Here is a 14,734-nt window from a genome sequence, read left to right as displayed (position 1 = left end):
TCCTCTATTACAAGATGTAATTGAGGATTTTTATTTAACTTAGATTACAAAATTAGGGGTGCTCTTTATATAAAAATCCTATTCCTAAAATATAATGCTATAAAACTTAATAACGACTAATAGAAAATTATAAGGATCAATTGATTTTATATCAAAAATGCAACAAAACTTAATTGCTTAAGTATTTATGCATGAACCCATACAATCATTACATACAATTTTCGTTATTTTGCAGACAAATTACAGATACTTGAAAAATACATTTTTCTATATAACTTTTATATTACTTTTTTCTACCATCTCCTTTGCTCAAGAAGGTAAAAAAATCAGGGTTCAATCAGATCGTACTATTAAAAATGAAGGACGTTTTCCTGGAGCAACAATTCTAGCCAAGGTGAACAAACAAGTTTATATCGAACATGAAGGTATTGAAATTTGGTGTGATCAAGCGATTCATTATGGAGAAGATAAGTTCATTAAAGCTCTTGGTAACGTAAAAATGAAACAGGGAGACACCCTAACCATGACCAGTGCTTATGCAGAATACAATGGTAATAGTAAATTTGCCTATGCGCGAGAGAAAGTCTTGTTAGAAACTCCATCAAATACATTAACCACAGATACGCTATTTTTTGATCGTTTACGACAACAAGCTTATTATAGAAGTGGGGGAACGGTAAGAGATTCATCGAATACGTTGACCAGTATAATAGGTAGGTATTTTATGGATAGAAAACAATATTCGTTTAATACAAAAGTAAAAATTGTTAATCCAGAAAATACAATAGATTCTGATCGTTTAGATTATTATACGGATAATGGACATGCCTATTTATATGGACCATCTACGGTAAAAGGAGAAGAAAGCACACTTTATTGCGAGCGCGGTTTTTATGACACAAAGGTAAAAACTGGATATGCTATTAAAAATGCACGAATCGATTATGACAATCGTACTGTATTTGGTGATAGTATATTTTATAATAGTGCCATACAATTTGCATCCGCAACCAATAATATTAAAGTATTAGACACAGCTAACAACTCTGTAATAACAGGGCATTACGCGGAAGTTTTTAAAGATAAAGATTCTGTATTTATTACTAAGAGAGCTCTAGCTGCAACATTACAAGAGAAAGATTCTATTTATATCCATAGTGATACCTTAATGGTAACAGGAAAACCGGAGCGTAGAATTATGAATGGTTTTTATGATGTTCGAATTTTTAAAAGTAATATGAGTGGTAAGAGTGATTCTATTAATGTTGATCAAACCACTGGATATACGAAAATGATTGGTAAGCCCATTATTTGGTCTCAACGAAATCAGATGACTGGAGATACTATAAAAATTATTTCAAATACGGAAACTGAAAAACTTGATTCATTAGTCGTATATCAGAATGCATTTTTAGTCCAAGAAGATACCCTAAAAGCTGGATATAATCAGGTAAAAGGTCAAACGCTGTATGGATTATTTAAAGACAATGAAATTTATCAAGTAGATATCGATAAGAATACAGAAACTATATTTTATCAAAGAGAAAGTGAAGGTGAACTTAAGCTAATTGGTATCAACAAAGTATTATCTAGTTCTATTAAATTATTATTAGAACAACGAGAAATTGTAGATGTCTACTATTACCAAAATGTAGACGGAACATTGTATCGAGAAATTGATCTACCTGAGAACGCCAGAGAATTGTCAGGTTTTAAGTGGAGAGGAGAAGAACAAATACTTAGCAAAAAAGATCTTTTTAGAGGAGAAACACCTCCCAAGCTGACAAAAATAACTGGGATACCACTTCCTAAAGAAGATGATGACTTCTTTGATGAAGAAACTATAAAACGTTTAGAAGAAAACAAATCTGAAGGTTCTAGATTATTAGAGCAAAAATTAGAAGATGCAGAATTAAAAGAAACTAATGAAGAGCTAGATGAAATTCTAAAACCAAAAAAAAGGAGTAAAGAAAATATAAAAGCGGAAAAGAAAAAGGATTCAACTTCTAAAAAAGAGTTGCCTAAAAAAGTAGCTTTTGTAGATCATGACCTTAATCGAAGTGCAAGACAACGAGATAGTATTACGGTAACGACATTAAAAAATCAAAAAGCTTTAGATAGTATTCAAAAAAAGAAATAAAAGACCCTACCGTTTTTCTAAATTATTTTTTTTCAGACAATCAAAATAAGCTATCAAGTTTTTAAATGTGTCTATTAGATTGACTTAACTTAACCCAGGTGAAAAAAGATTTTTTTACATATCAGGCCCAAACTACTCCACATCCTTTGGCTATGGAAATTTCACATGCTGAAGGAAGCTATATTTTTTCCGCAGAAAACAAAAAATACTTGGACTTTGTTGCAGGTGTATCTGCTTGTAGTCTCGGACATAAACATCCTAGAGTTGTAAATGCTATAAAAGAACAACTAGATAAATATCTTCATGTAATGGTTTATGGAGAATATATTCAAAAACCAGCAGTAGAACTCACTAAATTACTAGCTTCTCTTCTACCCGACCCTTTAGAAAAAACATACTTAACCAACTCAGGAACCGAAGCAATAGAAGGATCTTTAAAATTAGCAAGAAGGGTTACTGGAAGAAGTCAAATTATAGCAGCTAAACTAGCTTATCACGGTAATACAATGGGATCAATGAGCGTAATGGGTTTTGAAGAGCGAAAACAAGCTTTCAGACCATTGATTCCAGATATTTCCTTTATTACCTTTAATAAAAAATTAGATTTACAACATATAACGAATAAGACCGCCGGTGTAATTCTAGAAACTATACAAGGAGGCGCAGGTTTTATAGAACCAATAAACGGTTATCTAAAAGAAGTTAAGAAACGTTGTGATGAAGTTGGTGCTTTACTAATTCTTGATGAAATTCAACCTGGATTTGGTCGTACAGGTAAACTCTTTGGATTTCAAAATTATGATATCGTACCGGATATAGTAGTTATGGGAAAAGGAATGGGAGGAGGATTACCAATAGGTGCTTTTACAGCTTCTACCGAAATGATGGATCAATTACAAGACAACCCTAAACTTGGTCATATTACTACTTTTGGAGGCAATCCTGTCATTGCGGCTGCCGCTTTGGCAACATTACAGGAAATTACAGAAAGTGACTTAATGGCAGCAACGTTAAAAAAAGAAAAATTATTTAGATCCTTATTAATACATCCATTAATAAAAGAAATAAGAGGAACAGGATTAATGCTAGCTATTATAACGACCTCTGCTGATATAACAAATGAAATTGTTTTAAGGTGTCAAGACAAAGGACTTATTCTTTTTTGGTTACTTTTTGAACCAAAAGCTGTACGTATTACACCGCCTTTAACGATCTCAGAGGAAGAAATTCATATCGGTTGCCAAACAATCCTCGAAGTATTGAATGGAATTCTAGATTTTAAAAGTTCTAATAATGATAATATTTAATTCATATAAATTCCTTATCTTTAGTAAGCTATCTCACCGCATCACACTTCCAATAGTATTTAAAGGCTTTTATATAACAAAACTGTAAACCATTCATTTATAAATGGTACGCATTTTGTTAATTAGTTTGTTAACAAACAAATGATTTCCGAAGTAGTATTATACCAATTCATTTGTAATTTTAATACAGAGGAAATCAATAATGCTAAAATAAATTAGGTAAGGTGTTTTGTATTACTCTTAATTGTTGGGGAAAACAAAAAAGATTTACAACACATTTATGGTTTATGAGCATCTTTAATCAACGTGTATGAAATTTAACCACGAAGAATTCGAAGAAAATAATTTCTCAATTACTCGATACGAGTCTATGCTGAGATCTAATGATGTTAAATTTTTTGACTCTGATGAGTTTGAATCTATTATTCATCATTATCTAGAGAATGGAAAAATCGCTAAAGCCAAAAAAGCGATTTCTCTAGGACTTTCTCAGCACCCTTCTTCCGTTAATCTAAAATTATTACAAGTTGAAATTCTTGTTTTTGAAGATCGTTTAGACAAAGCTGATAATCTTCTTGCTCAACTCCACGCGCTGGAACCAGAAAATGAAGAAATATATATTCAAAAAGCAAATATTCTTTCTAAACAAAACGATCACTTAAAAGCTATTGAATTATTAAGTACGGCACTTCAGTACACTGCGGATGATGCAGATGTATATTCACTTATAGGAATGGAATACCTTTTCATGGATGATTTCGAAAATGCAAAAGTGAACTTTATGAGATGTCTAGAAAGTGACAATCAAGATTACTCAGCGTTATATAATATCATATACTGTTTTGATTTCCTTGAACAGCACGAAGAAGCGATCAATTATCTCAATATGTTTTTAGATAAAAACCCATATTGTGAAGTAGCTTGGCATCAAGTAGGTAAGCAATACTTTGATCTTAAAGATTACAAAAAAGCGTTAGCAGCATTTGATTTTGCAATTATTAGTGACGAGTATTTTATTGGCGCTTATCTAGAAAAAGGAAAAGTTTTAGAAAAATTAAAACGCTACAATGAAGCTATAGAAAATTATCGTATCACTTTAGAATTAGATGATCCTACTTCTTTTGCTTTATTAAGAATTGGAAAATGTTTCGAAAAATTAGGTAGTGATGATTTGGCTATCCAACATTTTTCTAAAACAGTACACGAAGATCCATTATTAGATAAAGGATGGATTGCGATCACTGATTTCTATTTGAGAAAGCGTAATTATCAGAAAGCTTTATACTATACCAACAAAGCTATTAGTATAGATTCTGAAAATGTTTTGTATTGGAAACGTTATGCTAAGATTAATAATCGTTTGGCCTTTTTCGAAGAAGCAGAAAGAGGATACCGAAAAGCTTTAGAGCTAGGTAATTACGAATTAGAAACTTGGTTGAATCGATCAGACATCTTAAAATTTATTGGTGAATCTGATGCTGCCATTCAGAATATACAGCAGGCTATTGAGTTTTATCCGGAAAATGCCGAAATACAATATAGACTAGCAGGTTTATTTTATGAAAAGCAAGAATTTACTAAAGGTGAATTTCATCTAAGAAAAGCATTGGAGTTAGATTTAGAATTTACCATTATTTTAGAAGAATTATTTGAACAAGTATTTAATCTTACACTAGTTCAGAATATAATTTCGGAATATAAAAGGTAAACAACCTACTTTTTGTTGATTTTGCAAATCAAATCCTTTACTTTAATTTCCTTACAGTAACAATAAAATTTACAACAAAAAATACATACATTTGTTTGTATAACACATGCTAAATCAAAAATAATGCAACGAAGTCTTAAGGACTATTTGGTAGTTTCGGTCAAAGGAATTGCCATGGGAGCTGCAGATGTTGTTCCTGGAGTTTCAGGAGGAACCATAGCTTTCATTTCTGGAATATATGAAGAACTAATTTCTACAATCAATAATCTAGATCTCAATTTTTTCAAGACATGGAAAAATGAAGGATTCGTAACCTCTTGGAAAAAATACAATCTTTCGTTTTTGTTAGCATTATTCTGTGGTATTGCGATTAGTATTCTTTCATTAGCCAAAATCATCAAATGGCTATTACACAACGAACCTTTATTATTATGGTCCTTTTTCTTTGGATTAGTTTTGGCCAGCATACTTTATATCGGAAAACAAATAACAACTTGGAATCCTAAGGTTCTTATAAGTATAATTTTGGCGGCAGTTATTTCTTATTTCATAACTATTGCAGAACCAATAGCATCACCAGAAAGCCTTTGGTACTTGCTCTTTTGTGGTTTCATAGCCATAATTGCAATGATTTTACCAGGAGTTTCTGGAGCGTTCATCCTATTAATTCTTGGAGCATATGAAACATTCATTGGCATACTAAATCAATTTAGAGAAGGACTGACATCCTTAGATTTTAATTTAATGTGGCAAGCTTTCTACAAAATACTTATTATAGCTGTTGGTGCAATCGCAGGTTTAAAACTTTTTTCAAAAATATTGAACTGGATGTTTAATAACCATAAGAATATGACCTTAGCTTTACTAACAGGATTCATGATAGGTTCATTAAATAAATTGTGGCCTTGGAAAAAAGTGCTTTCTTGGAGAACTAACTCAGAAGGTATTGAAGTCCCTTTTATCGAGAAAAGTATATTCCCTTCAAATTTTGATGGCGATCCAAGAATTATATTGGTACTTCTTTTTATTACTGTTGGGTTTTTCTTAATTCTAATGTTAGAACGACTCGCTACAAAAAAAGAGGATTAATATATGGCTCAAAACACCAGAACGTTTAGTGATAAGTTTTTTCTAGTCATAAAAGGTTTGGCTATGGGAGCAGCTAATAAAGTACCTGGAGTTTCTGGAGGAGTTGTAGCTTTTGTTGCTGGTTTTTATGAAGAATTTATTCATTCTCTTCAGAAAATAAACCTGAAAGCATTTAAGCTGTTTATCAATTTTAGGTTTAAGAGTTTTTGGAGGTATATAAATGGTAGATTTCTCGCCCTTTTGATATTGGGAATGCTAATCAGTTATTTTAGTGTTTCCAAAATCCTTGATTATCTAATCATTCATTATGAATTATATGTTTGGGCAGCATTTTTCGGAATGATCATTGGATCTATATATTATATAGTAAAAGATTTTGATGATTGGAGTAAACGCAATATTTGTTTTATTATCATTGGGACTATTGTAGGAATAAGTATTAGCTTACTGGAGCCTGCCAAGGAGAATGATAATTTATTCTTTGTATTCTTTTGCGGTATCATAGGAGTTTCGGGAATGACATTACCGGGGTTATCAGGTTCTTTTATCTTAATCCTATTTGGTAACTATGTGTTATTACTAGTGGATGCAGTTAACGCTCTATATGATACTATAGCCGACCTCATACAATGGGATTTATCTTTTATAGAAAATGCTAAAAGATTACGATTATTACAGGTACTTGTTGTATTCAGTCTAGGCTCCATTACTGGTTTAGTTACATTATCTCATTTTTTAGGCTATGTTTTAAAACACTATAAAAATGCAACCTTTGCCGCTATTATCGGTTTTATTACTGGGTCTTTAGGAGTTGTTTGGCCTTGGAAGCACAAAATGTATAAAAAAAATAATCTAGGAGAAATATTGATAGATGCACAAGGAAATCCAATACTTGATAATTACGATCGTTATCTTCCTGATCTCACAATAATACCAACCTATGCTGCTTTCTTTTTTGTGTTAGTGGGTATAGGAATTGTCCTCTGGTTGGAATGGTATGGAAAAAAAACACTAAAAACCAAACCAACATGAATACATACGGATTATTAGGTAGAGATATTGGTTACTCATTTTCTAGAAACTATTTTTCTAATAAATTCAAAAATGAAAATTTAGACTGTTCCTATCAAAATTTTGATCTTAAAACAATTGAAGAATTAAAAACTATAATACAAGATAAAGGAATCAAAGGAATGAATGTAACTATTCCGTATAAAGAAGAAGTAATACCTTTCTTAGATTCATTAGATCCAACTGCAGAAGAAATTGGTGCAGTTAATGTAATTAAGTTTGGTAAAGATGGAAAACTAACTGGATACAATAGTGATCATTACGGTTTTACTGAATCTCTAAAACCATTATTAAATAAAAAGATTAAAAAAGCCTTAATCTTAGGGACAGGAGGGGCATCAAAAGCAATTGCTTTTGCATTAAACAAATTAAACATAAAGTACAATTTCGTCTCTAGAAATCCTGATTTCAAAGAACTTAGCTACAATGATATTGATGAGGATATTATAAGAGATTTTAAGTTAATTATTAATTGCACTCCATTAGGCACACATCCTAATACAGAAAATCATCCAAATATTCCTTTTGAATATTTAAGTGAACATCACGTTTTGTATGATCTTATTTATAACCCAGAAGAAACAACCTTTATGAAAAAAGGAAAAGAACATGGAGCAAAAACTTGTAATGGTTTACGCATGTTAGTGCTGCAAGCAGAAAAATCTTGGGATATTTGGAATCAATAAATTTTTATTTCTAATATCAAAATTATATTACATTTCCTACAAATGTAACTCCTAAAACAGAGCAATTGCTTTGACTTTATATAAGATGTTAGTATCTTAGTCAATCGTTAAGCTCAGACAAACAAAAACATTTTATATAATGTCCACACACGATAACCTGCCAAAAGCAGATGGAAATGAAGAGAATAAGGCTAAAACTGTAGATGAAAATTCCGCAAATCAAATTACAGAAGCACCTATCTCTCAGGAGTCTCAAGATAACTCTTCTGAAGAAAATACTGAAGAAGAAAAAGTTAGTACAGATATAGTTTCGACTGAAGAGTCTTCTACCGAAGAAAATACTGTTCCTGAAGAAACAAATAATACAGAAGTGGTTTCTGAATCTGATAACGAGATCCTAAATGAAATGGATGAAGCTGTAGCAAAGGACAGTGAAGATGAAAGCAAGTTAGAGCGACACGATATAGAAAAGAAAGATTATCATGCAATGAGCAAAGAAGAGCTCATATCTGAATTACGTCATCTAGTTAAAAGTGAAAAAATACAGGCAATTAAAGAGCATGTTGAAGAAATAAAAACTGAGTTTAATGCCAAATTTAATGAAGAAGTAGAACAGAAAAAAGATGAATTTTTAGCGGATGGTGGTAATATAATAGACTTCTACTACTCTACCCCACTAAAAAAAGAATTTAATTCTGTTTACTTTGATTATAAAGAAAAAAGGAATGCTTACTACCAAAACCTTAAAAAAGACCTTCAAGTTAATCTTCAAAAAAGATTAGATATAATTGAAGAGTTAAAAGGTTTATTAAATGTAGAAGAAAATATAAACACTACATATAATCACTTCAAGGATATAAAAGAAAGATGGCATAATGCTGGTCCAATCCCTAGAGATAAATACAACACGGTTTGGAACACCTACCATCATCACACTGAAAATTTTTATGATTTTCTTCATCTTAATAGAGATTTTAGAGATCTAGATTTTAAGCACAATCTAGAGCAAAAACTTAAAATCATAGAACGCGCAACAGAATTAGCGCAGGAAACTGATGTAAATAGAGCATTTAGAGAATTACAAATTCTTCATAAAATGTGGAAAGAAGATTTGGGACCTGTTGCTAAAGAATATAGAGAACCGATCTGGGAAAAATTCAGTGCGCTTACTAAAAAGATTCACGAAAATCGTCAAGATTTCTTTAAAATACAGGATAAAGTTTATGAAAAAAACTTAGAAGTAAAACAAGAAATCATTGCTAAGATTATCACTGTTGCTTCCGAACATCCTAAAAATCATGGAGGATGGCAACAAAAGATTAAAGAAATAGAAGCACTTAGAGAAGAGTTTTTTCAAGCTGGAAAAGTACCTCCTAATTCAAATGAAGAAACCTGGAGTCAATTTAAGAGTGCGGTAAGAGATTTTAATAGAAATAAAAATGCTTTCTATAAAGGTCTTAAAAAGGATCAGTTCGAAAATTTGAATAAGAAAATGGAACTTATCAAAATTGCTGAAGATAATAAGGACAGTGATGACTTTTCTGTTACCACTCCATTGATGAAAAAAATCCAAGCAGATTGGAAAAAAATAGGTCACGTTCCTAGAAAAGATAGTGATAGAATTTGGAAAAGGTTTAAAGATGCCTGTAATTCTTATTTCGATCGAATCCACGCAGAAAAAAATGAAGCTAATAAAGAAGAAATAGTTTCTTACGAAAAAAAATTAGCTCACATAGAGTCTCTTAAAGAACTAAAATTATCCGGTGATCCCGAAGCTGATCTTAATACTATCAAAGAAAATATTAATATTTGGAAGAGTTTAGGCCGAGTTCCATATAAAAAGCGAAATATAGAGTCAGATTACAACAAGGTCTTAGACGGCTTTTTTGAAAAACTCAACCTTAGCAGACAGCAAATCGAAATGATTAAATATGAGAACAAACTCAGTTCTCTTGCTAATCAATCAGATGATAGAGCACTTAGGAATGAGCAAAATTTCATTCGTAAAAAGATAGATGAAGTTCATGGCGAAATACGTCAGCTAGAAAATAATCTACAATTCTTTAAACATGCGGATGACAACAACCCTCTAGTAATAGAAGTAAAGAAAAACATCGGAAAACATAAAGAGAATTTACAAGTCTGGAAAAACAAGCTAAAGAAAATCAAAGAACTCTAATAGCTATTTATGAATTGTGCTCTTTGCGGTTCTAAAACCGTAAAATTTTCTGTTACCAAAAAAAGAGCATACCATAGGTGCACCAATTGTGATGGAATTGGAATGCATCCCAGTTATTTTCTTTCTAATACAGATGAAAAAGACCGATATGAAACTCATAATAATGATGTTACAGACCTCGGTTATCAAAACTTTGTTTCTCCCATAGTGAACACCATCATCGAAAACTATGGAGAGGAACATAAAGGTTTAGATTTTGGGAGTGGCAGTGGTCCAGTAATTACTTCTATGCTCAGAAATACTGGTTATATTATTTCTACGTATGATCCGTTTTTTGATCCTAACTCAAAAGCACTACAACAAACCTATGATTACATTGCCTGCTGTGAAGTGATGGAACATTTTTACCATCCAAATCATGAATTTAAATTGTTACACTCCTTGTTACGAGAGAAAGGAAACTTATACTGTAAAACTTACCTTTATGATGATTCTATTGATTTCAATTCTTGGTGGTACAAAAATGATCCTACCCATGTATTTTTCTACACAAAAAAAACATTGAATTGGATTAAAAATAAGTATCATTTTAGTGAGCTATTAATTTCCAATAAATTGATTAGCTTCAAAAAGTAAGTTTCTGTAATACAAGTAATAACATTCACTTATTATGCTACTTTAAAAACTGATCTACAAATCTTATTAACACGAAAACGTTTGAGTGACAAAACATTCAAATTAATGCTCGATTATTCCCTAAATTGCTAATTCATTACTTTTTATACTAAAAAAGTATCAGCTTATTAACAATACTTAATTAATTATATCAATATGACAATTTAATAATCGACTTCTGAAAGAAGTATAAAATTTCACAAAAACACAATTCAAACACTAAAACTTATGAAAAACTCACTACCTAAACTTCTAGGCATTATATGTCTATGGAGCTTATTTCTCAATTCTCATGTTTTAACTGCACAGACGGACTTTAGAGAAGAAACAATTTATTTTTTAATGACTTCTCGCTTTTTTGATGGAGACTCCAGCAATAATGCACCAACAGAATGGTCTTCTTACAATCCAGATCCAACTATTAACCCTACAATTACGGATCCAGATGATGTAACCTGGAAAGGAGATTTTAAAGGATTAATTCAGAAATTAGATTACATCAAAGACCTTGGATTTACAGCTATCTGGATAACTCCAATCGTACATAACCGCAGCCCTTTAGATTATCATGGATATCATGCGTGGGATTTCACGAAAGTTGATCCGCGTTTAGAATCTCCCGGAGCTACATTCCAAGATTTGATAAATGAAATTCACGCTCGTGATATGAAAATAGTTCTCGATGTGGTAACCAATCATGCAGGGCGTTTCGGAATAAAAGACGTAGCCGAAATAAAATATAATACAGATCCAACAAAACCCTGGTACGCTGCTGACAATCCCAACTGGGAGTATGATGGATTAACTCCCAATCCAGAAGATGGATTAATATGGAGTAGAGCTAATCTAGAAAAGATGCCTCCACCATATAATCAAGACCTATCAGCATACAATTTTCCAGGTAAAGAAAGTTATGTTGATACTTCAAATCCAGATTGGTATCATCATTCTGGAAACGGTTTTGCACAAGGTTTTGATGATGTAGAAAATTTACAAAATAGAGCCTTAGCTGGTGATACACCTGATCTTAACACAGGAAGTCAGGTTGTTAGAGATTATCTCGTAAATGCCTATTCAACGTACATTAATATGGGAGTAGACGCTTTTCGCTGGGATACTGTTAAACATATGAGTAGAGAGGATATTATATATTTTTATGATGCTTTTAAAGCTATCAATCCAGATCTATTCATTTTTGGAGAAGTAGCACAAAAACGTCACGAATTACATCCTGTAGAAGAAACTAATCCACATTACTATACTTGGAGAGGAGAAGTTAATAACTCGGCCCCTCTAGATCTAGCTGTAATTGATTTCTTTGGAGAAGCTACCTTTCATGGAACTTTTGAAGAAGGACAATCTTTTCCTACTGTAAAAGCTGCCGCTCGATATGACAATCTATATAGTGATCCATCAACATTAGTTACTTGGTTAGACAATCATGATTTTGGACCAAATAATGACTGGAATAGACGTTATGGTGGTTCCGACGAAAATCTAGCTGCTTGTATGAACTTTATGTTTACTTGGCGAGGAATTCCTACAGTATATTACGGAACAGAAATGCGATTTAAAGCCGGAGAGTTTAATGATATCCATGATGCATCAGGAATTGAAAAATCTATTAATGAGACTGGCAGGGCTTATTATGGAGAAGTTATTGATCAAGCTTCTAATCATCAAATATACCAACATATTAAAAAGCTAAACGCTATAAGAAAAGCAGTCCCAGCGTTACAAAAAGGAAGTTGGGATTGGAAAGAAGCTCCAGGAAATGCTGTATCCTATCGCAGAGTACATCAAAATAATGAGGTTGCAGTTGGGTTAGCAAAAGACGGAGGCGCATCATTCAGTATTTCCGGTATGACAAATGGTTTATATAGAGATGCCGTTACTGGTCGTGAAATTGCAGCACAAAATGGAGTGCTAAATTTTTCAGTAACTTCTGGATCGGCAGGAATCTATGTATTAAATGGACCTGGACTTATTGGAGGCTGTGGAGGTGGTTTCTTTGAAAACTGTGTAAATGGTCCTAGCAATCCAGTAGTAGTTATCAACCCCAACACTACAAACTCTGAGGATCCTATTCAGGTTATCATAGACGGAATAGGTGGTGCAGGAGCTCCTTACAGCATTTATTATACAACCGATGGATCAAACCCTAGTGCTTCTAGCATAGCTTATACTAATTCATTTACTATTACACAGTCCACTATAATAAAGGCAATTGCTTTTGATAGAGATGGTACTGCTTCTGATATTATTACAAAAAACTATCGAATTGGTCCAATAGAAGGGTTACACGTTTATTTTAAAAAACCATCTTCATGGTCACAGGCAAATGTGCATTATTGGAATGAATCCCCAGATATATTACCTTCCAGTAATTGGCCAGGACCGCAAATGAATCAGATCGACAACTCAGAATGGTATGAATATATTTTTGAAGGAGTACAAAGTACTAACTTATTATTTAACGATAATGGCGGTGCTAAAACTGATGATTTAAGTAGGAATAGTGATGGGTGGTTTGATAATGGCGTATGGTATGACACTGATCCAAGAATAACAGAAAACACTCCTCCAACAATATCAATATCACCAAATGGCGGATCATTTATTATCGATGAAACTGTTAATATATCATTAAGCGCCACAGATAACAACCCTCAAGGAATAGAAATTTATTATACACTTAATGGTGATGAACCTTCTACTTCTTCGAATAGGTATACTTCTCCAATAGCTATCACATCAGATATCACAATAAGAGCTATTGCCTATGATGCTGAAGGATTACCGTCACAAGTTATAAGTAATTCATTTACTTTCTCAGAAGGGACATCCGATTCAATGACTATATATTATAAAGGACCATTAGCTAATCCAAATATTTATTACTGGAATACAACCCCAATTGACATTACAATTTCATGGCCAGGCACTAGCATGACTAACTTAGGTGATGGATGGTATTCTTTCAAACTTGAAGGCATTAATTGCACTAATATAATTTTTAGTAACAATGGTGCGTCGCAAACATTAGATCTTCAAAGATGTGGAGACGGATGGTATTACAATGGAACTTGGTATGATCGTAAACCTGAAGAAAATCAGGACTTAACTGTGTATTTTAAATCTGACTCATATACAGCTCCTACTATTTATTTTTGGAGCACAGAAGCACCAGGAACTACGACTACTTGGCCTGGAGAATATATGACCTTGGATACAAATGGCTGGTATCAATATACATTATCAAATACTTCTTGTTCTAATTTTATTTTCAGTAATAGTGGAGCTTCTCAAACTTCTGATCTTAATCGCTGTCAAGATGGATGGTATTACAATGGAACTTGGTACGATCAAAACCCTGATACGATAAGATTAAAAGATACTACCATAAAAGATGAAACCTTTAGTAATATTAAAGTTTTTCCAAATCCTATAACAGAAAACTCAATATTACAACTAGAAATCGTCAAAGATAAAAGTCATGTTAGAATAGAATTTATTAATCTATATGGGGCATCCCAAACTATTATCAATACAAAAGTAAATCAAGGACTGCACCAATACAGACTTGGAGAAAGATCCTTAGCAAGTGGTATTTATTTCTGTAAAATTACAGTAGACGGCAAATCTTCTACTAGGAAGATTTTAAAAAGGTAACTGCTCAATTATAATTTTTATTACATACAAATCACCCACTTAAACCATCGTATTTAAGTGGGTGAACTTTTGGGGTACAAAAAGATATGTACAATCTTCGGTTCTATTTTTTTAAAGATTAAAACTGCCCAGAAAATTATTTTGAATTAGATTATTGCCCATTCCTTAGATATCCTCTAATCCAATTTCTAGGCAGTTTTGGAAAAG

The 14,734-nt window shown here is 32.3% G+C and carries 9 protein-coding genes; all 9 read left to right on the top strand.

The window, feature by feature from the left end:
- Window positions 1-250: 250 nt before the first annotated feature.
- Window positions 251-2,140, top strand: a complete 1,890-nt coding sequence (locus BMY33_RS11465; RefSeq protein WP_244543008.1) for an OstA-like protein — start codon at window positions 251-253, stop codon at window positions 2,138-2,140.
- 98 nt (window positions 2,141-2,238) lie between these two features.
- The gene (locus BMY33_RS11460) at window positions 2,239-3,447 is read left to right on the top strand and encodes an aspartate aminotransferase family protein (RefSeq protein WP_091408482.1); all 1,209 of its coding nucleotides are present in this window, start codon (window positions 2,239-2,241) and stop codon (window positions 3,445-3,447) included.
- Between the two features lie 310 nt (window positions 3,448-3,757).
- Complete coding sequence (locus tag BMY33_RS11455; RefSeq protein ID WP_091408479.1) at window positions 3,758-5,155, top strand: tetratricopeptide repeat protein; 1,398 nt, start codon at window positions 3,758-3,760, stop codon at window positions 5,153-5,155.
- Window positions 5,156-5,278: 123 nt separating this feature from the next.
- Window positions 5,279-6,244, top strand: coding sequence for a DUF368 domain-containing protein (locus BMY33_RS11450; RefSeq protein ID WP_091408477.1), 966 nt, complete (start codon window positions 5,279-5,281; stop codon window positions 6,242-6,244).
- Between the two features lie 3 nt (window positions 6,245-6,247).
- A complete protein-coding gene (locus tag BMY33_RS11445; RefSeq protein ID WP_091408475.1) occupies window positions 6,248-7,276 on the top strand; it encodes a DUF368 domain-containing protein in 1,029 nt (342 codons plus the stop codon).
- Window positions 7,273-8,001, top strand: coding sequence for a shikimate dehydrogenase family protein (locus tag BMY33_RS11440; RefSeq protein WP_091408472.1), 729 nt, complete (start codon window positions 7,273-7,275; stop codon window positions 7,999-8,001). Before BMY33_RS11445 ends, BMY33_RS11440 begins: the two co-directional genes overlap by 4 nt.
- 139 nt (window positions 8,002-8,140) lie before the next feature.
- Window positions 8,141-10,180, top strand: a complete 2,040-nt coding sequence (locus BMY33_RS11435; RefSeq protein WP_091408470.1) for a DUF349 domain-containing protein — start codon at window positions 8,141-8,143, stop codon at window positions 10,178-10,180.
- A 9-nt stretch (window positions 10,181-10,189) separates the two neighbouring features.
- Window positions 10,190-10,816: a class I SAM-dependent methyltransferase gene (locus BMY33_RS11430; protein ID WP_091408468.1), complete on the top strand. Its 627-nt coding sequence runs from the start codon at window positions 10,190-10,192 to the stop codon at window positions 10,814-10,816.
- A 267-nt stretch (window positions 10,817-11,083) separates the two neighbouring features.
- Entirely contained in the window at window positions 11,084-14,527 is a 3,444-nt protein-coding gene (locus BMY33_RS11425; RefSeq protein WP_091408465.1) for a starch-binding protein, read from the top strand.
- Window positions 14,528-14,734 lie beyond the last annotated feature (207 nt).

It is taken from the genome of Aquimarina amphilecti, from assembly GCF_900109375.1.
Classification (GTDB): domain Bacteria; phylum Bacteroidota; class Bacteroidia; order Flavobacteriales; family Flavobacteriaceae; genus Aquimarina; species Aquimarina amphilecti.
This window is presented reverse-complemented; position numbering and strand designations above follow the sequence as displayed.